An 18,346-nucleotide genomic window follows, 5' to 3' on the forward strand; every position below is an offset into this window, starting at 1 on the left:
AGATATTAACGTTCACAACGAAATTATCCATGTTTCGGATTAAGCGCTAATGATAGTGCATTCTGACAGAGCGGATCATTGGGAAAGATCACATCAGGCTGCAATTCCTTAAGATGTTTGCCGTGGAGAGCGGGGATTTTTCGCGGCCTGGCGAAGACGGTGAGGCCTTTCATTAACAGCGTATCGCGGATGCGGTCGTCTTCGTCAACGGCGATGGCGACGACGGCCCGCGGCTTGAACCGCCCCGAGGAGCGGCCCACGCCGACGCGGCCCTGCTGGCACAGCCGATCGAACGCGCGATTGAACTGGCGGATTTGCCAGCCGCCAAAGGCAAGCTGGGTTATCCAGGCGATGGCGGCGACGGTGATGAGCGCGGTAACCATAAAATCTCCTTAAAGTGTGGGAAAATTCCCCCGGAGGCGGCGCGTTGCGCCTGTCCGGGCTACCAGAAAGCCGCATAATCGGTAGCCCGGACAGATGCGCAGCATCGCCTCCGGGAAAACAGTGCGCAACGTTTTAAAACATCACCTGCCCGCCGGTGACGTTAATGGACTGGCCGGTGCAGTAGGAAGCCTGCGGGCTGGCGTAAAACATCAACACGTTAAGTACGTCCTGGTAATCGCAGCCGCGCTTCAGCGGGACTTTGTCGATGTAATACTGCTCGACCTGCTCCTCCGGGATCCCCAGCTTGGTGGCGTACTGCGGCAGCAGAGACTGGAACATCGGCGACTTCAGCAGGTTGCCGAGCATCAGGGAGTGCACGGTAATCCCGTACTCCGCGAGGTCCAGCGCCAGCGACTGCGTCAGCCCCACGCCGCCGAACTTCGCCGCGCTATAGCCGGAGTTATGCTTGCTGCCCACTTTGCCGGATTTAGAGTTGATCTGAATGATGCGACCTTTAATGCCGTCGCGGATCATCAGGCGGGAAAACTCGCGGGCGCAAAGGAAGTAGCCCACCAGATTCACCTGCAGCGAGCGGTCGAAATCCCCCAGCGCGAAATCGCTGATAAACGCCGCTTTAGCGATCCCGGCGCTATAGACCAGCAGGTCGACGCGGGAAAAAATGTCGTCCACCCCGCGGGCGAGGGCGACGACGCTGGCTTCGCTGGTGGCGTCCGCGCCGAAGCCCCACGCCGTTCCTTCGCCATATTCCGCGTTAATCGACTGTGCGACGCGGGTCGCTTTATCGCTCTGAATATCGACCACCGCCACGCGATAGCCTTCTGCAGCAAGCCCGCGACACAGAAACTCCCCTAAGGTTTGTCCCCCACCAATGACAACAGCAACCTGATTCATACTTTTCTCCTTACAGCTTAAGCAACAAATTTCAGTACGCAGCCGGCGGCGATGCCTTCCGGCACCGGGCCCGCCACGTGTACGGTTCCGGGGAATTCCGCTTCGCGGTGACCGTCAAAGCGCAGCGTGATATGGCCCAGCTCGCGCAGGTTCTGCTCGGCGACGTCGCCGACGGCGGTGACCGGGTAGCGCAGCTCGCCAAGCTGGAGCTCAGCGCCCGGCACCAGCGCGCCGGAGAGCTCGCCGTGGTTGTGAATAAAGCAGTACTCTTCAATATCGGCCGGGGCGCCTTCGCGGAAGGTGATCAGCATCTGCTCGTCCAGCGCCATCGCCGCGCTGGCGCCGATATGGGTAATGGTGGTCTGGTAAATCACGGTCATCTTCAGGCACCTCTTATTGGTAAATAAATCCGGAAACGAACCAGGCGATCAGCACCGTTGGCGCGCCGGTCAGGAAGCGGCTCACCAGAACCGACGGTACGCCGACGCGCACGGTGTCCTGGCGCGCTTCCGCCAGCGACAGGCCAACCGGGATAAAATCGCAGGCGGCCTGGGCGTTGATGGCGAACAGCGCGGGCAGGGCGAGATGCGGCGGAATATTGCCAAGGCCAATCTGCACGCCAATCAGCACGCCGATAACCTGGGCGATGACCGCGCCGGGGCCGAGAAACGGCGACAGCAGCGGGAAGGAGCAGATCAGCGCCAGGGTGACGAGGCCCAGCGGATGGCTGGCGAGCGGCGCCAGACCGTGGGCAATCCAGTCGCCGATGCCGGAGGCCATGATGATGCCAATCAGCGCCGAGACGAAGGCCATAAACGGCAGAATGGTTTTTAGCACCGTATCGATGGTGTCGCGCCCGGCCTGGAACAGCACCGCCACGACGGAGCCCATTCCCATACCAACTTTGGCCAGCAGGCCGTCGCTCTGCTCGGTGATCTTTTTGCTGGTGTCATAGTCGCGGGCCGCCGGCTGGGCAGGCGCGGCCTGCGGGGCCGGGGAGTGCCCCTCTTCCAGGGCGAAAATGTTCTCCTCTTTGACGCCGGAAACGTAAATGTCTTCGACGATATACTGCGCCAGCGGACCCGATTTGCCGGTCGCGTGGATATTAATGGTCGGGATGCGGCGCTTCGGGTAGATACCGCAGCGCAGGGTGCCGCCGCAGTCGATAATCGCCACGCCGATTTCCGCTTCCGGCGGCTCGCCCTCTTTGAAGCCATCGACCGCCTGCCAGCCGGTGAGGCGGGCAATTTTATCGACGATCGCCGGGCGGGTGCCCGCGGTGATATAGACAATCTTTTTATCGGCAACGGCGTCGAGTTCGAGCGGGCCGCCCCAGCCGCCGGCGCCTTTTTCAATGCGAATACGGGTCATGATGTCGCTCCTGACAGATGCACTTTCTGCTCAAGCTGGATGGCCATTTTTTTCTCAAAAATCGACGTGGTCAGGTCGGTCACCCAGCCGCGGAAGAAGTTCGTCACCAGGCCCACCAGCAGATAGCTCACCGCCAGCGGCCCTAACGGCAGACCGAGGGTGGTGAGTCCATTGGCGATCCCCAGATAGACGAACAGTTCGCCGGGGTTGATGTGCGGAAACAGGCCGTTCATTGAGTGGCAGCTGTAGGAGGCCGCCGCGTAGTAGCTCGGTTTGTATTTCTCGGGCATAAAGCGCCCAAGGCTCAGGGTCATCGGGTTACAGAAAACGAAGGTGCCGATGCAGGGCAGCAGCAGGTAGCGGGAGATCGGATTACCGGCGCAGCGTTGCGCCAGCTTTTCGATCCGCTGCTGACCAATAAAGTTGATCAGCGCGTTCATGATCACCAGCAGACTGATCAGCAAAGGCAGGATCCCGGTGACCATACCGGTGAACACCTCGCCTCCCTTCTGAAACAGGCCGATAAACCATTCGGCGCCGTGGGTAACGACTTCAATCATTGTTCTCTCCTTCAGCGTGTTATTTTTCTTGCTAACTGGCAGCTGATTTTAATCATTTTAAAAGGTTTGAAATTGTTATATTGATCGCAAAATGAAAGATAAATATTTTATTTTGAAAGATTGTGGCTGAAATGAGCGAAGGATCCGGCGGGTGGGAGGAAAAAGAGCGATAAAAAAGAATTTACATTGCCGCCGCTTCCTTGTGAGCGGGCGCATGCTTTACCATAATTACCCCTTGCCGATTTGTTAAATGGATGTCCCATGTTGAAGCGTCGTTCCCTGGCTTTACTCCCCCTGTGCGTTCTCCTCGCTGCCTGCAGCAGCAAACCTCAAACTCCTGCTGAAAAGGAAATGGCGGGCGGTACGGGCGGTTTTTTACTCGAGCCGCAGCATAATGTGATGGAGATGAGCGGCGATTTCGCCAATAACCCGGCGGCGGAACAGTTCATTGATAAAATGGTGAGCAAGCACGGCTTCGACCGACAGCAGTTGCATCAAATCCTCTCCCAGGCCAAACGCCTGGATTACGTGCTGCGTCTGATGGACCGTCAGGCGCCCACCGGGCTGCCGCCGTCAGGGCCAAACGGCGCCTGGCTGCGCTACAAAAAGCAGTTTATTACCCCGGATAACGTGCAGAACGGCGTGGCGTTCTGGAACCAGTATCAGGATGCGCTCAACCGCGCGTACCAGGTATACGGCGTGCCGCCGGAGATTATCGTCGGGATTATTGGCGTCGAGACCCGCTGGGGCCGGGTGATGGGGAAAACCCGCATCCTTGATGCGCTGGCGACGCTGTCGTTTAACTATCCGCGCCGCGCCGAGTACTTCTCCAGCGAGCTGGAAACGTTCCTGCTGATGGCCCGCAGCGAACAGGACGACCCGCTCGATCTGAAAGGCTCCTTCGCCGGCGCGATGGGCTACGGTCAGTTTATGCCCTCTTCTTATAAGCAGTACGCCGTGGACTTTAACGGCGACGGGCATATCAACCTGTGGGATCCGGTCGATGCGATCGGCAGCGTGGCGAACTACTTCAAGCAGCACGGCTGGGTGAGCGGCGATCTCGTGGCGGTACAGGCGCTAGGCCAGGCGCCTGGGCTGAACAATGGGTTCAAAACCAAATACAGCGTCTCGCAGCTGGCGGCGGCAGGACTTACCCCGACTCAGCCGCTGGGTAACCATCAGCAGGCGAGCCTGCTGCGTCTGGACGTCGGCACTGGCTACCAGTACTGGTACGGCCTGCCGAACTTCTACACCATTACCCGCTATAACCACAGCACCCATTACGCGATGGCCGTCTGGCAGCTGGGTCTGGCGGTTTCTCAGGCCCGCATGCAGTAATCCCGCCTTCTGCGCTCCTCTCCGTCCGGAGAGGAGTCTGTAACATTTTGCAGCATTTCCTTTTGTTGACGCCAATTTACATTTCGCGCCTCTTTTAATATTGTTATGTTATAACGTTTTATTGAGGCGTAAACATTGACTTCCTTATTGATGACTTCAGGCATCGCCCGGTTGGGGATGGCCTGCGTGCTGCTGGCCGCTCTGTGGCTGGCAACCTGGTGGGCGGTATCGCTGCCATGATTGAGCTCGATCACCTGGTGGCGGGCTATGAGGGCCTGGCGATTACGCCGTCGCTTAGCGGCACGCTTGCAACGGGGAGTATGACCGCTATCGTCGGCCTGAACGGCTGCGGGAAATCGACGCTGTTAAAGACGCTGGCCGGGTTTATTCCGCCGGTCAGCGGCCGCCTGAACTGGCGCGAGGGACGGCCGGTTATCGGCTGGCTGGCGCAGCGGCACGCGCTGGAGTCGCAGTTTCCGCTCACGGTGCAGGATGTCGTCAGCCAGGGCGCCTGGCCGCGCGTATCGCTGCTGCGTGGGCTCGGCGGAGAGGTGCGTCAGCGCATCGTCGCAGCCATAGAGCGGGTGGGGCTGTTAACGCTGGCGAAAACGCCGATTGAGGAGCTCTCCGGCGGCCAGTTTCAGCGCATGCTCTTCGCGCGGGTGATGGTGCAGCGCGCGCCGCTGGTGATGCTCGACGAACCGTTTACCGGCATCGATGAAGCCACCTGCCGCGAGCTGATGGCGCTGATCCTGGAAATGTATCAGCAGGGGCAGACGATTCTGGCGGTGCTGCACGATAACCAGCGGGTCGCCGACTATTTCCCGGAAACGATGCTGCTGACGCCGCAGCGCGCCCGCTGGGGCAGTACGCCTGATGTGCTTCCCGCCTTTCACGGCGCGAGGCTGGCATGATCTGGCATACCTTCATTCAGCCCTTTATCGAATTTGGCTTTATGCGCCGCGCGCTGCTGGTGTGCCTGGCGTTGTCCCTGAGCACCACCATGCTCGGCGTCTTCTTACTTTTACGTCGCATGAGCCTGATGGGCGATGCGCTCTCGCATGCAATTTTGCCCGGCGTGGCCGCGGGCTATCTGCTCAACGGGATGTCGCTGCTGGCGATGACCGTCGGCGGTTTTATCGCCGGCATCGCGGTCGCGCTGGTGGCGGGGTGGGTCAGCCGACGCACGCCTTTAAAAGAGGATGCCAGCTTTGCCGGATTTTATCTCGGCTCCCTGGCGCTGGGCGTCACGCTGGTCTCGCTGCGCGGCTCTAACGTCGACCTGCTGCATCTGCTGTTCGGCTCGATTCTGGCGGTGGACAGCGATTCGGCGGTGTTTGTGAGCGGCGTCGCCAGCCTGACGCTGATCGGCATTGCCCTGTTTTATCGCGGCCTGGTCAGCGAAGCCTTCGACAGCGTCTGGCTTCAGGTAAACGCGCGAAGATTGCCTGCGCTGCTGCACGGCCTGTTTCTCGCCCTGCTGGTGCTCAATCTGGTGGCCGGGTTTCAGGTGCTCGGCACACTGATGGCGGTGGGAGTCATGATGCTGCCCGCGATCGCGGCTCGCTGCTGGGCGCGGACGCTGCCGGGCATTCTGCTGCTGGCGGCGCTCATCGGCGGCTTTTGCGCATGGATGGGGCTGAGCCTGTCGTGGGCGGCAAACCTGCCAGCCGGGCCCGCTATTGTGCTGACCGCCAGCGGTATCTTTTTTATATCGGTGTTTTTTGGCACGCGCAGCCGGCTGGTTGTCGGCTGGCGTAAATTAATGGGGTAAGGAACATGATGAAACGTACCGGGATATGGCTGGCGCTGGCATTGGGTCTGGCATCGCACGGGGTGATGGCGAAAACGCTAAACGTGGTGAGTAGTTTTTCCGTATTAGGCGATATGGCGCAGCAGATTGGCGGCGAACATGTGCATGTAGATACGCTGGTGGGGCCGGACGGCGACCCGCACACCTTTGAACCCTCGCCGAAAGACAGCGCGCTGCTGAGCAAAGCCGATGTGGTGGTGGTGAACGGCCTGGGACTGGAAGGCTGGCTGGACAGGCTGATTAAGGCATCGGGGTTTAAAGGCGAGCTGGTGGTGGCTTCCGGCGGCGTAAAAACCCATACGCTGGAAGAAGATGGCGCAACGGTAACCGATCCGCACGCGTGGAACAGCGCCGCGAACGGTGCGCTGTATGCGCAGAATATCCTCAACGGCCTGGTGAAAGCCGACCCGGAGGATAAGTCGGCGCTGGAGGCCTCCGGTCAGCGCTATATCAGCCAGCTCAATGAGATCGATCGCTGGGCAAAAGATCGGTTCAGCGCCATTCCGCAGGCAAAGCGTAAGGTGCTGACCAGCCATGACGCGTTCGGCTATTTTGGCCGCGCTTATGGCGTGACCTTCCTCGCGCCGCAGGGATTGTCTTCGGAAAGTGAAGCCAGCGCGGCGCAGGTGGCGGCCTTAATCAAGCAAATTAAAGCCGACGATGTGCATACCTGGTTTATGGAAAATCAGCTTGATCCAAGACTGGTTAAACAGATTGCCAGCGCAACGGGCGCGCAGCCGGGAGGAGAGCTCTACCCTGAAGCGCTCTCTAAACCGGGTGGCGTGGCGGACAGCTACGTGAAAATGCTGCGCCACAACGTGGAGCTGATTGCGGCGAGTATGAAATAAATGAAGCCGGCCCGCCGCGGGCCGGTTAACTGACCTTATTATTCTGCAAGTATCTGTTTGAATTTTTTTTAATTAATGTCAATCCACAGACAATACAGCTCACCCCCAGCAGGATCTGTACGCCTTGGTACAGCGAGTTAAATGAGCGGGTAAACATAGGCAGTAGCGCGGTAAACAGTGACACGACGCCGCAGATAAACAGACGCAGGCGTATTCACGTTCTGCTCGGAGGTCATCGCTGCTTTGGCCATTCCTGGTAACCTCGTATTTCACTCTTCCTTATACGTGCGATGAATTGTATACCGGCGCCCCCTGGCGGCTATCCGAAAATACGCCGTCGGGCGCGGTCGATGTTTTTCGGAAGCCGACTCGTAAATTCGTTACCTCATCCCCATATCTCTGCTGAAAGTGCTATCTTTGATGGCCTGGTTGTATAGCTTACGTGGGGCGACGAATGACAGATTCCGAATTAATGCAGCTGAGCGAGCAGGTGGGGCAGGCGCTGAAAGCGCGCGGCGCGACGGTGACCACGGCGGAGTCCTGCACCGGCGGCTGGGTCGCCAAAACCCTTACCGATATCGCCGGTAGTTCGGCATGGTTTGAGCGCGGTTTTGTGACCTACAGCAATGAAGCGAAATCACAGATGATTGGCGTCAGCGAAGCGACGCTGCTTGAGCATGGCGCGGTGAGTGAACCGGTGGTCGTGGAGATGGCGGTTGGCGCCCTGCGCGCGGCCCGCGCGGACTATGCGATTTCGGTCAGCGGCATTGCCGGACCGGATGGCGGCAGCGCGGAAAAGCCGGTGGGAACCGTCTGGTTTGGCGTCGCCAGCGCCAGCGGACAGGGCGTGACCCGGCGCGAATGCTTCGCCGGAGACCGCGAGTCGGTACGCCGCCAGGCCACGGCCTATGCGCTAAATCTCCTCTGGCAACAATTTCTACAAAATACTTGATACTGTATGACTATACAGTATAATTGCTTCAACAGAACAGAATTCACTACCCGGTTACACCCGGCATGAGAGGAGTAATAATGGCTATCGACGAAAACAAACAGAAAGCGTTGGCGGCAGCACTGGGCCAGATCGAAAAACAATTCGGTAAAGGCTCCATCATGCGCCTGGGTGAAGACCGTTCCATGGATGTGGAAACAATCTCCACCGGCTCGCTTTCCCTTGATATCGCCCTGGGCGCAGGCGGCCTGCCGATGGGCCGTATCGTCGAGATCTACGGACCTGAATCTTCCGGTAAAACCACGCTGACGCTGCAGGTTATCGCCGCCGCGCAGCGCGAAGGTAAAACCTGTGCGTTTATCGATGCGGAACACGCGCTGGACCCGGTTTACGCACGCAAGCTGGGCGTCGATATCGACAACCTGCTGTGCTCCCAGCCGGATACCGGCGAACAGGCTCTGGAAATCTGTGACGCGCTGGCGCGTTCCGGCGCGGTAGACGTTATCGTCGTCGACTCCGTTGCGGCGCTGACGCCGAAAGCGGAAATCGAAGGCGAAATCGGCGACTCTCATATGGGCCTCGCGGCGCGTATGATGAGCCAGGCGATGCGTAAACTGGCGGGCAACCTGAAGCAGTCCAACACGCTGCTGATCTTCATCAACCAGATTCGTATGAAAATTGGCGTGATGTTCGGTAACCCGGAAACCACCACCGGCGGTAACGCGCTGAAGTTCTACGCCTCCGTGCGTCTTGACATCCGTCGTATCGGCGCGGTGAAAGAGGGCGACAACGTCGTCGGCAGCGAAACCCGCGTTAAAGTGGTGAAAAACAAAATCGCCGCGCCGTTTAAACAGGCTGAATTCCAGATCCTCTACGGTGAAGGTATTAACTTCTACGGCGAGCTGGTCGATCTCGGCGTGAAAGAGAAGCTGATCGAGAAAGCCGGCGCCTGGTACAGCTACAACGGCGATAAAATTGGTCAGGGTAAAGCGAACGCCATCTCCTGGCTGAAAGAGAACCCGGCTGCGGCAAAAGAGATTGAGAAGAAAGTTCGTGAACTGCTGCTGAGCAATCAGGACGCCACGCCGGACTTCGCGGTTGATGGCAACAGCGAAGCGGAAACCGAACAGGATTTCTGATATCGTCTGAACAGACTAACAAGGGGCCGCTTACGCGGCCCTTTTGCTTTTTTGATTAGCGAGGCTGCCCGTGACTGAAACTTCATCCCGCCGCTCTGACTACGCCAGGCTGCTGGATCGCGCGATTCGCATTCTGGCAATGCGCGACCACAGCGAACAGGAGCTAAGGCGCAAACTGGCCGCGCCGGTTATGAGTAAAAACGGCCCGGAAGCGTTAAACGTGACGCCGGAAGAGGTCGATAACGTCGTTGAATGGTGTATTGAGAACCGCTATCTGGACGACGAACGCTTTGTTCGTCAGTTTATTGCCAGCCGCAGCCGCAAGGGATACGGCCCGGCGCGCGTCCGCCAGGAGCTAAAGCAGAAGGGGATTTCCCGCGAGACGATAGAGGCAGCCATGCGCGAGTGCGAAATCGACTGGGCGCAGCTTGCCAAAGAGCAGGCGCAGCGAAAATATGGCGAACCCCTGCCCACCGTATTTGCCGAAAAAGTCAAAATTCAGCGCTTTTTGCTCTATCGCGGTTATCTGATGGAAGATATTCAGGAAATCTGGCGAAATTTTGCAGATTGACCCATCCGGGATTTTACTTCCCCGTGAAGAAAACTTATCTTATTCCCACTTTATTTTCGTGAGTAGCCTGCCGGTCGATACTGGGTAGTGGCTGCCAGCGACATTTCGTTAGCTTGATTTCAGGATAATTATGAGCAAGAGCACCGCTGAGATCCGTCAGGCGTTTCTCGACTTTTTCCATAGTAAAGGACATCAGGTAGTTGCGAGCAGCTCCCTGGTGCCGCATAACGACCCGACCCTGCTGTTTACCAACGCCGGGATGAACCAGTTCAAGGATGTCTTCCTTGGTCTCGACAAACGTAATTATTCGCGCGCGACCACCGCGCAGCGTTGCGTTCGTGCGGGTGGTAAACACAACGATCTGGAAAACGTCGGCTACACCGCGCGTCACCACACCTTCTTTGAAATGCTGGGCAACTTTAGCTTCGGCGATTACTTCAAACAGGACGCCATCAAATACGCATGGGAACTGCTGACCGGTGAAAGCTGGTTCGCCCTGCCGAAAGAAAAACTGTGGGTGACCGTTTACGAAACCGACGATGAAGCGTTCGATATCTGGGCAAATGAAGTTGGCGTACCGCGCGAGCGTATTATCCGCATCGGCGACAACAAAGGCGCGCCGTTTGCTTCCGATAACTTCTGGCAGATGGGCGACACCGGGCCGTGCGGCCCCTGCACCGAAATCTTCTTCGACCATGGCGACCATATCTGGGGCGGCCCTCCGGGAACGCCGGAAGAAGACGGCGATCGCTATATTGAGATCTGGAATATCGTCTTCATGCAGTTCAACCGTCAGGCTGACGGAACCATGGAGCCGCTGCCGAAGCCGTCCGTAGATACCGGTATGGGCCTCGAGCGTATTGCCGCCGTGCTGCAGCACGTCAACTCCAACTACGATATCGATCTGTTCCGCGATCTGATTAAGAGCGTGGCGAAGGTTACCGGCGCGACCGATCTCTCTAACAAGTCGCTGCGCGTTATCGCTGACCACATTCGTTCCTGCGCGTTCCTGATAGCCGATGGCGTTATCCCGTCGAATGAAAACCGCGGCTACGTGCTGCGCCGCATCATTCGCCGCGCAATTCGCCATGGCAATATGCTGGGCGCGAAGGAGACCTTCTTCTGGAAACTGGTTGCCCCGCTGATTGACGTGATGGGTTCCGCCGGCGAAGAGCTGAAACAGCAGCAGGCACAGGTTGAGCAGGTGCTGAAGACCGAAGAAGAGCAGTTTGCCCGTACTCTGGAGCGCGGACTGGCGCTGCTGGATGAAGAGCTGGCTAAACTGCAGGGCGACACGCTGGACGGCGAAACCGCTTTCCGCCTGTACGATACCTACGGCTTCCCGGTTGACCTGACCGCGGACGTTTGCCGCGAGCGCAACATCAAAGTTGATGAAGCGGGTTTTGAAGCGGCAATGGAAGAGCAGCGCCGTCGCGCGCGCGAATCCAGCGGCTTTGGCGCGGACTACAATGCGATGATCCGCGTCGACGGCGTCTCTGAGTTTAAGGGCTATGACAGCCTGGAGCTGAACGGCAAAGTCACCGCGCTGTTTATCGATGGCAAAGCGGTTGATGCGGTTAACGCGGGCCAGGAAGCGGTGGTCATTCTCGATCAGACGCCGTTCTACGCGGAATCTGGCGGCCAGGTGGGCGACAAAGGCGAACTTAAGGGCGCAGGTTTTTCCTTCCAGGTCAACGACGCGCAGAAATACGGTCAGGCCATTGGTCATATCGGTAAAGTCACCGGCGGCTCGCTGAAAGTCGGCGACGCCGTGCAGGCCGATGTTGATGAGGCTCGCCGTCAGCGTATCCGCCTCAACCACTCCGCAACGCATCTGATGCACGCGGCGCTGCGCCAGGTTCTTGGTACGCACGTTGCGCAGAAGGGTTCTCTGGTTAACGACAAAGCGCTGCGCTTTGACTTCTCGCATTTTGAAGCGATGAAGCCGGAGGAGATCCGCGCGGTAGAAGATCTGGTGAACGCGCAAATTCGCCGCAACCTGCCGATCGAAACCAATATCATGGATATTGACGCTGCGCGTGAATCCGGCGCGATGGCGCTGTTTGGCGAGAAGTATGACGATCGCGTTCGCGTGCTGAGCATGGGTGATTTCTCCACCGAGCTGTGCGGCGGTACGCACGCCTCGCGCACCGGTGATATCGGCCTGTTCCGCATTACCTCTGAATCCGGCACCGCCGCGGGCGTGCGCCGTATCGAAGCGGTCACCGGCGAAGGTGCGATGGCGATGCTGCATGCGCAAAGCGATCAGCTGAGCGATATCGCGCAGCTGCTGAAAGGGGACACCCACAGCCTCGGCGACAAAGTACGCGCCGCGTTAGAACGCAGCCGTCAGCTGGAAAAAGAGCTGCAGCAGTTGAAAGAGCAGGCTGCTGTGCAGGAGAGCGCAAATCTCTCCAGCAAAGCGGAAGAGATTAACGGCGTTAAGCTGCTGGTCAGCGAACTGGCTGGCGTTGAGCCGAAAATGCTGCGTACTATGGTTGACGATCTGAAAAATCAGCTGGGTTCAACGGTTGTTGTGTTGGCCACGGTCGCAGAAGGTAAGGTTTCTCTGATTGCAGGTGTGTCTAAGGATGTGACAGACCGCGTGAAGGCAGGGGAACTGATTGGTATGGTCGCCCAGCAGGTGGGCGGTAAAGGGGGCGGTCGTCCGGATATGGCGCAAGCCGGCGGTACCGATGCGTCTGCTCTCCCTGCTGCGTTGGCCAGTGTGAAAGGCTGGGTAAGCGCAAAACTGTAATAACTATAATTGCATAGATGCTGTGATTCTCGGATTACAGCATCTTGCGCGAGAAGCACTGATAACGATAAAGTCGGGTTGAAGTTGTGTATATCGGCTAAACTTAGGTTTAACAGAATGTGATGCCGTGACTGCTTACACCGTAGGGTGTTTGTCATCGCTTACTTTTTGGCGTTATATGATGGATAATGCCGGGATACGAGAGACCCGACTCTTTTAATCTTTCAAGGAGCAAAGAATGCTGATTCTGACTCGTCGAGTTGGTGAGACCCTCATGATTGGAGATGAGGTCACTGTGACAGTTTTAGGGGTGAAGGGTAACCAGGTACGTATTGGCGTTAATGCCCCTAAAGAAGTCTCCGTGCATCGTGAAGAGATCTACCAGCGTATCCAGGCTGAAAAATCCCAGCAGTCCAGTTACTAAGGTTTTCGCGCCTCGCTATTCGGTGAGGCGCCTCCTTCCATCCCCCGTTTTTGCCACTTTTCCTCTCCGATAGCCCCTCTTTTTTGTCTCTTTCTCCGCGTCCGCGACAATTATCTTTTGCGTTAGCAGCGGCGTAATCGCCAATTTCTTGTTGATAAAATACTCTTTTTGCCGTTTTCACAGGCTAATTGCGCGGGAAGTGTGCAAACGAAAAAAAGGTCTCGAAAAAAGGTTTGACTTATAAGTACCAGAAAGTAATATGTGCGCCATCGCAGCGACGAAGAGCAGAAACAAGTTCTTCGAAGCACTCGTAAGAGGCGTGTGGTGAGGTGGCCGAGAGGCTGAAGGCGCTCCCCTGCTAAGGGAGTATGCGGTCAAAAGCTGCATCCGGGGTTCGAATCCCCGCCTCACCGCCATTTTGCATCCGTAGCTCAGCTGGATAGAGTACTCGGCTACGAACCGAGCGGTCGGAGGTTCGAATCCTCCCGGATGCACCATCTTACTTGATACGGCTTTAGCAGCAGTATCAAAATCTGCAGTAAAGTAAGTTTCCCGATGCATCCGTAGCTCAGCTGGATAGAGTACTCGGCTACGAACCGAGCGGTCGGAGGTTCGAATCCTCCCGGATGCACCATATTCTCCGTACCTTCAGCAACGAAGATGTGGATGAGGTGGCGGTATTAGCCGCAAGCACCAGGGAGGATAACGTTGCTTTAGCAACGGCCCGAAGGGCGAGCCGCAAGGCGAGTCATCCTCCCGGATGCACCATCTCTTACTTGATACGGCTTCAGCAGCGGTATCAATATCGGCAGTAAAGCAAGTTTCCCGATGCATCCGTAGCTCAGCTGGATAGAGTACTCGGCTACGAACCGAGCGGTCGGAGGTTCGAATCCTCCCGGATGCACCATATTCTCCGAGATAGCAGCCACGCTGTTGTTTCATGGTCTGCGAGATAATCGCCAGCACCGGGGAGGATAACGTTGCTTCAGCAACGGCCCGAAGGGCGAACCGAGTGAGTCATCCTCCCGGATGCACCATCTCTTACTTGATACGGCTTCAGCAGCGGTATCAATATTGGCAGTAAAGCAAGTTTCCCGATGCATCCGTAGCTCAGCTGGATAGAGTACTCGGCTACGAACCGAGCGGTCGGAGGTTCGAATCCTCCCGGATGCACCATCTTCTCCGAGATAGCAGCCACGCTGTTGTTTCATGGTCTGCGAGATAATCGCCAGCACCAGGGAGGATAACGTTGCTTCAGCAACGGCCCGAAGGGCGAACCGAGTGAGTCATCCTCCCGGATGCACCATCTTCTCCGAGATAGCAGCCACGCTGTTGTTTCATGGTCTGCGAGATAATCTCCAGCCACTCTCTTTGTCTCAAAACCTCTTAAACGCAATAATTCACCTTGTCCTTCAGCACTTTTTTCATTGGCAACTCCCTCTTTCCACTATAATTTATTCCTGTTAACCGACCTGATCCTGGGTGGGATAAGTGCAAGGAGAGAAATCCATGAAATGGTTCAAAGCAATATCTGCGTGTTGCGCGACGCTTCTGGTCGCCGCCACGCTTGCGGGCTGCGCAGGTTCATCCACAAAGGAAAGTACCGGTGGGTATATTGACGATACTGTCGTGACCACCAAAGTCAAAACCGCGCTCTTCAATGACAAAGAGATTAAGTCTTCGGAAATTAGCGTCCAGACCTTTAAAGGTCGTGTACAGCTCAGCGGCTTTGTCTCATCCGCCGATAGCGCTAAACGAGCGGTAGAAGTGACGCGAAAAGTGCAGGGCGTTCGTATGGTTGAGAACGATTTAAGAATCAAATAAACGCACCACACTGCATCTGTATCAACAAGGGCGCCATCGAGCGCCCTTGTTGCATCTACCGCTGGCAGCGACAAAGCAGACCTTTTGCGTTACAGTAACTCCTCCTTAACCGGTTGGTGAGAAGACGATGTACGAACGTTACGCAGGACTGATTTTTGATATGGATGGCACGATCCTCGATACCGAGCCGACGCATCGTAAGGCATGGAACGAGGTTCTGGGACGTTACGGTATGCGTTTTGATATGCAGGCCATGGTCGCGCTTAACGGTTCTCCTACCTGGCGGATCGCTCAGGCCATTATCGAATTAAATCAGGCTGATTTAGATCCTCACTCTCTGGCGCAGGAAAAAACGGACGCCGTGAAAGCGATGCTGCTTGATAGCGTCCGCCCCTTACCGCTGATTGAGGTGGTTAAGGAGTGGCACGGTCGTCGTCCGATGTCGGTCGGTACCGGCAGCGAGAGCGCCGTTGCTGAAGCGCTGCTGGCCCATCTGGGCCTGCGTCACTACTTCTCGGCGGTAGTTGCCGCCGATCATGTCGCCAACCATAAACCCGCGCCTGATACTTTCTTACTCTGCGCTGAGCGCATGGGCGTTGCGGCGGAGAAATGCGTGGTCTTTGAAGATGCGGACTTTGGTCTGCAGGCGGCGAAGCGCGCCGGAATGGATGCCGTGGACGTGCGGTTGCTGTGAGCGACTCGCTGTCGCTGATATCGCTGTTTGCCAGCAGCTTTTTGAGCGCCACGCTGCTTCCCGGCAATTCGGAAGTGGTGTTGATTGCCATGCTGCTGGCGGGGGTGAGCCAGCCCTGGTTACTGGTTTTAATAGCAATAATCGGTAATAGCCTTGGAGGGGTAACTAACGTTATTCTGGGGCGCCTGTTTCCGCTGCGCAAAACATCGCGCTGGCAGGAGAAGGCGTCCGGCTGGCTGAGGCGCTACGGCGCGGCCGCGCTATTATTAAGCTGGGCGCCTGTTATAGGCGATTTGCTGTGTTTACTGGCGGGATGGATGCGTATTTCCTGGGGACCAGTGCTCTTTTTTTTATGCCTTGGCAAAGCAATACGCTATATCGTCGTTGCGGCGATAACGCTTCAGGGCATGACGTGGTGGCACTAATTGGACTGATTGTTCAACCATTACAATTATGCTAATTCAAACGATTTCGACAGGCGGGAGGTCAAATTGATCCCGGACGTATCACAGGCGCTGGCCTGGCTGGAAAAAAATCCGCAGGCGCTGCAGGGTATTCAACGTGGTCTTGAGCGCGAAACGCTGCGCGTCAATGCTGACGGCACGCTGGCCACTACCGGTCATCCGCAGGCACTGGGTTCAGCGCTGACTCATAAATGGATTACCACCGATTTTGCCGAAGCTTTGCTGGAATTTATTACGCCGGTTGATGGCGATATCCAGCATATGCTCACCTTTATGCGCGATGTTCATCGCTATACCGCACGTCATATTGGCGACGAGCGGATGTGGCCGCTGAGCATGCCTTGCTATATCGCGCCCGGCCAGGATATTGAACTGGCGCAGTACGGTACCTCTAATATCGGCCGCCTGAAAACGCTGTATCGCGAAGGGCTGAAAAATCGCTACGGCGCGCTGATGCAAACCATCTCCGGCGTGCACTATAACTTCTCGCTGCCGATGGCTTTCTGGCAGGCTAAGTGCGGCGTTGAGGATGCCGAAAGCGGTAAAGAAGCGATCTCAGCGGGCTATTTCCGCTCCATTCGCAACTACTACCGTTTTGGTTGGGTGATTCCATACCTGTTCGGCGCTTCCCCGGCGATCTGCTCGTCGTTCCTGCAGGGCAAACCGACGTCGCTGCCTTTTCAGGAAGCCAGCAACGGCATGTACTACCTGCCTTACGCGACCTCGTTGCGTCTGAGCGATCTGGGCTATACCAATAAATCGCAAAGCAATCTCGGAATTACGTTTAACGATCTCTACGAGTATGTGGCAGGATTGAAGCGGGCGATTAAAACGCCTTCCGAAGAGTATGAAAATATCGGGCTGGAGAAAGACGGGAAGCGTCTGCAAATCAACAGCAACGTGCTGCAGATCGAAAACGAGCTGTACGCGCCGATTCGCCCGAAACGCGTGACCCGCAGCGGCGAAACGCCTTCCGACGCGCTGCTGCGCGGCGGTATTGAATACATTGAAGTGCGCTCCCTGGATATCAATCCGTTCTCACCGATTGGCGTTGACGAGCAGCAGGTGCGTTTCCTCGATCTGTTTATGGTCTGGTGCGTGCTGGCCGATGCGCCGGAGATGAGCAGCGACGAGCTGCTGTGCACGCGCACCAACTGGAATCGGGTGATTCTGGAAGGCCGTAAGCCGGGCCTGACGCTCGGTATTGGCTGCGAAACCGCGCAGTTCCCGCTGGCCCAGGTCGGCAAAGATCTGTTCCGCGATTTACGCCGCGTGGCGCAGACCCTGGATAGCATCCACGGATGTCAGGCCTATCAGCAGGTCTGCGATGAGCTGGTCGCCTGCTTCGACAATCCGGAATTAACCTTCTCGGCGCGCATTCTGCGTTCTATGCTTGAAGAGGGGATTGGCGGTACCGGCAGAGAACTGGCCGATCGCTATCGGACGATGCTGCGCGAAGAGCCGCTGGAAATTTTAAGCGAGGCGGATTTTGTTGCCGAGCGTGAAGCATCGCTACAGCGTCAGAAGAAGGTGGAAGCGGCGGATAGCGAGCCGTTTGAAGCGCTGCTGGCAAGGCACGCGTAGCTTTCCGGGCCGTAAAAAAGAAAACGGCCACATCACTGTGGCCAAACTTTCATCTCTGATTCAGGGATGATGATGATAATAAATGCGCGTCTTTCATATACTCAGACTCGCTGCCTCAAAAAGAGTTCATTTTATTTTTAAAAAAAAATCACTATCGGAGGTGAAGAATGCCGTTGTTAGATAGTTTCACAGTCGACCATACCCGAATGGAAGCGCCTGCGGTGCGTGTCGCGAAGAAAATGAACACGCCTCACGGCGATGAAATCACCGTTTTCGATCTGCGATTCTGCGTGCCAAACCAGGAAGTGATGCCGGAAAGAGGCATTCATACCCTCGAGCACCTGTTTGCCGGCTTCATGCGCGATCACCTGAACGGCAATGGTGTGGAAATTATCGATATCTCTCCGATGGGTTGCCGCACCGGGTTTTATATGAGCCTGATCGGTACGCCGGACGAGCAGCGCGTCGCGGATGCCTGGAAAGCGGCGATGGCCGACGTGCTGAAGGTGAAAGATCAGAACCAGATCCCGGAGCTGAACGTTTACCAGTGCGGAACCTACACCATGCACTCGCTGGAAGAAGCTCAGGAAATCGCTCGCCATATCATCGAGCGCGATGTCCGCGTCAATAGCAACGATGAGCTGGCGCTGCCGAAAGAAAAACTGCAAGAACTGCACATCTAGTGCTTCTGCCACGGCCCGGCGAACCCC

At 56.8% G+C, this 18,346-nt stretch carries 19 protein-coding genes and 5 tRNA genes; 19 read left to right on the top strand and 5 right to left on the bottom strand.

Going from position 1 to position 18,346, the window contains the following annotated elements; translation table 11 throughout:
- Positions 1-23: 23 nt before the first annotated feature.
- The 5 genes from gutM to srlA form a co-directional block, all read right to left on the bottom strand.
- Complete coding sequence (gene gutM, locus GUC22_RS05700; RefSeq protein WP_024358436.1) at positions 24-383, bottom strand: transcriptional regulator GutM; 360 nt, start codon at positions 381-383, stop codon at positions 24-26.
- Positions 384-516: 133 nt separating this feature from the next.
- The gene (gene srlD, locus GUC22_RS05705; protein WP_004132228.1) at positions 517-1,296 is read right to left on the bottom strand and encodes a sorbitol-6-phosphate dehydrogenase; all 780 of its coding nucleotides are present in this window, start codon (positions 1,294-1,296) and stop codon (positions 517-519) included.
- 17 nt (positions 1,297-1,313) lie between these two features.
- Positions 1,314-1,676, bottom strand: a complete 363-nt coding sequence (srlB, locus tag GUC22_RS05710) for a PTS glucitol/sorbitol transporter subunit IIA (RefSeq protein WP_004132227.1) — start codon at positions 1,674-1,676, stop codon at positions 1,314-1,316.
- A 13-nt stretch (positions 1,677-1,689) separates the two neighbouring features.
- Positions 1,690-2,667, bottom strand: coding sequence for a PTS glucitol/sorbitol transporter subunit IIB (locus GUC22_RS05715; protein WP_004132226.1), 978 nt, complete (start codon positions 2,665-2,667; stop codon positions 1,690-1,692).
- Positions 2,664-3,227: a PTS glucitol/sorbitol transporter subunit IIC gene (gene srlA, locus GUC22_RS05720; protein ID WP_004104818.1), complete on the bottom strand. Its 564-nt coding sequence runs from the start codon at positions 3,225-3,227 to the stop codon at positions 2,664-2,666. The genes GUC22_RS05715 and srlA overlap by 4 nt, the downstream gene beginning before the upstream one ends.
- Before the next feature lie 261 nt (positions 3,228-3,488).
- On the opposite strand from srlA, the gene mltB reads away from it, so the two are divergent.
- From mltB to luxS, 19 genes are all read left to right on the top strand, one after another.
- A complete protein-coding gene (gene mltB / locus GUC22_RS05725; protein ID WP_024358434.1) occupies positions 3,489-4,565 on the top strand; it encodes a lytic murein transglycosylase B in 1,077 nt (358 codons plus the stop codon).
- A gap of 203 nt (positions 4,566-4,768) precedes the next feature.
- Complete coding sequence (locus tag GUC22_RS05730; RefSeq protein WP_165909807.1) at positions 4,769-5,479, top strand: metal ABC transporter ATP-binding protein; 711 nt, start codon at positions 4,769-4,771, stop codon at positions 5,477-5,479.
- Positions 5,476-6,339: a metal ABC transporter permease gene (locus tag GUC22_RS05735; protein WP_049087227.1), complete on the top strand. Its 864-nt coding sequence runs from the start codon at positions 5,476-5,478 to the stop codon at positions 6,337-6,339. Before GUC22_RS05730 ends, GUC22_RS05735 begins: the two co-directional genes overlap by 4 nt.
- An 8-nt stretch (positions 6,340-6,347) precedes the next feature.
- Positions 6,348-7,226 (top strand): metal ABC transporter substrate-binding protein, encoded by an 879-nt coding sequence (locus GUC22_RS05740; protein ID WP_004132219.1) that lies wholly within the window; start codon positions 6,348-6,350, stop codon positions 7,224-7,226.
- Between the two features lie 454 nt (positions 7,227-7,680).
- Positions 7,681-8,178, top strand: coding sequence for a nicotinamide-nucleotide amidase (gene pncC, locus GUC22_RS05745; protein ID WP_049099726.1), 498 nt, complete (start codon positions 7,681-7,683; stop codon positions 8,176-8,178).
- Between the two features lie 80 nt (positions 8,179-8,258).
- Positions 8,259-9,317, top strand: a complete 1,059-nt coding sequence (gene recA, locus GUC22_RS05750; RefSeq protein WP_024358430.1) for a recombinase RecA — start codon at positions 8,259-8,261, stop codon at positions 9,315-9,317.
- 70 nt (positions 9,318-9,387) lie between these two features.
- A complete protein-coding gene (recX, locus tag GUC22_RS05755) occupies positions 9,388-9,888 on the top strand; it encodes a recombination regulator RecX (RefSeq protein WP_024358429.1) in 501 nt (166 codons plus the stop codon).
- Positions 9,889-10,018: 130 nt separating this feature from the next.
- A complete protein-coding gene (alaS, locus tag GUC22_RS05760) occupies positions 10,019-12,646 on the top strand; it encodes an alanine--tRNA ligase (RefSeq protein ID WP_024358428.1) in 2,628 nt (875 codons plus the stop codon).
- A 238-nt stretch (positions 12,647-12,884) separates the two neighbouring features.
- On the top strand, positions 12,885-13,070 hold the full coding sequence (gene csrA, locus GUC22_RS05765; RefSeq protein WP_000906486.1) for a carbon storage regulator CsrA: 186 nt from the start codon (positions 12,885-12,887) through the stop codon (positions 13,068-13,070).
- A gap of 323 nt (positions 13,071-13,393) precedes the next feature.
- Positions 13,394-13,486, top strand: a tRNA-Ser gene (locus GUC22_RS05770).
- Positions 13,487-13,490: 4 nt separating this feature from the next.
- Positions 13,491-13,567 (top strand) — tRNA-Arg (locus tag GUC22_RS05775).
- Between the two features lie 60 nt (positions 13,568-13,627).
- Positions 13,628-13,704: transfer RNA gene (locus GUC22_RS05780), tRNA-Arg, on the top strand.
- 196 nt (positions 13,705-13,900) lie between these two features.
- A tRNA-Arg gene (locus GUC22_RS05785) sits at positions 13,901-13,977 on the top strand.
- A gap of 192 nt (positions 13,978-14,169) precedes the next feature.
- A tRNA-Arg gene (locus GUC22_RS05790) sits at positions 14,170-14,246 on the top strand.
- Positions 14,247-14,579: 333 nt separating this feature from the next.
- Complete coding sequence (locus tag GUC22_RS05795; RefSeq protein ID WP_004132919.1) at positions 14,580-14,894, top strand: BON domain-containing protein; 315 nt, start codon at positions 14,580-14,582, stop codon at positions 14,892-14,894.
- Positions 14,895-15,021: 127 nt separating this feature from the next.
- A complete protein-coding gene (gene yqaB, locus GUC22_RS05800; protein WP_004123996.1) occupies positions 15,022-15,588 on the top strand; it encodes a fructose-1-phosphate/6-phosphogluconate phosphatase in 567 nt (188 codons plus the stop codon).
- Positions 15,585-16,013: a YqaA family protein gene (locus GUC22_RS05805; RefSeq protein ID WP_004123993.1), complete on the top strand. Its 429-nt coding sequence runs from the start codon at positions 15,585-15,587 to the stop codon at positions 16,011-16,013. The genes yqaB and GUC22_RS05805 overlap by 4 nt, the downstream gene beginning before the upstream one ends.
- Before the next feature lie 66 nt (positions 16,014-16,079).
- Positions 16,080-17,636 carry a glutamate--cysteine ligase gene (gshA, locus tag GUC22_RS05810; protein ID WP_024358425.1) on the top strand — a complete coding sequence of 519 codons (1,557 nt, stop codon included), beginning with the start codon at positions 16,080-16,082 and terminating at the stop codon, positions 17,634-17,636.
- 167 nt (positions 17,637-17,803) lie between these two features.
- A complete protein-coding gene (luxS, locus tag GUC22_RS05815) occupies positions 17,804-18,319 on the top strand; it encodes an S-ribosylhomocysteine lyase (protein WP_004104795.1) in 516 nt (171 codons plus the stop codon).
- The last annotated feature ends 27 nt before the right edge of the window (positions 18,320-18,346 follow it).

The organism is Klebsiella sp. MPUS7 (assembly GCF_009905335.1).
Lineage (GTDB): Bacteria > Pseudomonadota > Gammaproteobacteria > Enterobacterales > Enterobacteriaceae > Klebsiella > Klebsiella grimontii.

What these genes read in the sequence shown, in the direction of transcription:
- gutM (WP_024358436.1), bottom strand. Translation starts at nt 383, where the DNA reads ATGGTTACCGCGCTCATCACCGTCGCCGCCATCGCCTGGATAACCCAG.
- srlD (WP_004132228.1), bottom strand. Translation starts at nt 1,296, where the DNA reads ATGAATCAGGTTGCTGTTGTCATTGGTGGGGGACAAACCTTAGGGGAG.
- srlB (WP_004132227.1), bottom strand. Translation starts at nt 1,676, where the DNA reads ATGACCGTGATTTACCAGACCACCATTACCCATATCGGCGCCAGCGCG.
- GUC22_RS05715 (WP_004132226.1), bottom strand. Translation starts at nt 2,667, where the DNA reads ATGACCCGTATTCGCATTGAAAAAGGCGCCGGCGGCTGGGGCGGCCCG.
- srlA (WP_004104818.1), bottom strand. Translation starts at nt 3,227, where the DNA reads ATGATTGAAGTCGTTACCCACGGCGCCGAATGGTTTATCGGCCTGTTT.
- mltB (WP_024358434.1), top strand. Translation starts at nt 3,489, where the DNA reads ATGTTGAAGCGTCGTTCCCTGGCTTTACTCCCCCTGTGCGTTCTCCTC.
- GUC22_RS05735 (WP_049087227.1), top strand. Translation starts at nt 5,476, where the DNA reads ATGATCTGGCATACCTTCATTCAGCCCTTTATCGAATTTGGCTTTATG.
- GUC22_RS05740 (WP_004132219.1), top strand. Translation starts at nt 6,348, where the DNA reads ATGAAACGTACCGGGATATGGCTGGCGCTGGCATTGGGTCTGGCATCG.
- pncC (WP_049099726.1), top strand. Translation starts at nt 7,681, where the DNA reads ATGACAGATTCCGAATTAATGCAGCTGAGCGAGCAGGTGGGGCAGGCG.
- recA (WP_024358430.1), top strand. Translation starts at nt 8,259, where the DNA reads ATGGCTATCGACGAAAACAAACAGAAAGCGTTGGCGGCAGCACTGGGC.
- alaS (WP_024358428.1), top strand. Translation starts at nt 10,019, where the DNA reads ATGAGCAAGAGCACCGCTGAGATCCGTCAGGCGTTTCTCGACTTTTTC.
- csrA (WP_000906486.1), top strand. Translation starts at nt 12,885, where the DNA reads ATGCTGATTCTGACTCGTCGAGTTGGTGAGACCCTCATGATTGGAGAT.
- GUC22_RS05795 (WP_004132919.1), top strand. Translation starts at nt 14,580, where the DNA reads ATGAAATGGTTCAAAGCAATATCTGCGTGTTGCGCGACGCTTCTGGTC.
- yqaB (WP_004123996.1), top strand. Translation starts at nt 15,022, where the DNA reads ATGTACGAACGTTACGCAGGACTGATTTTTGATATGGATGGCACGATC.
- luxS (WP_004104795.1), top strand. Translation starts at nt 17,804, where the DNA reads ATGCCGTTGTTAGATAGTTTCACAGTCGACCATACCCGAATGGAAGCG.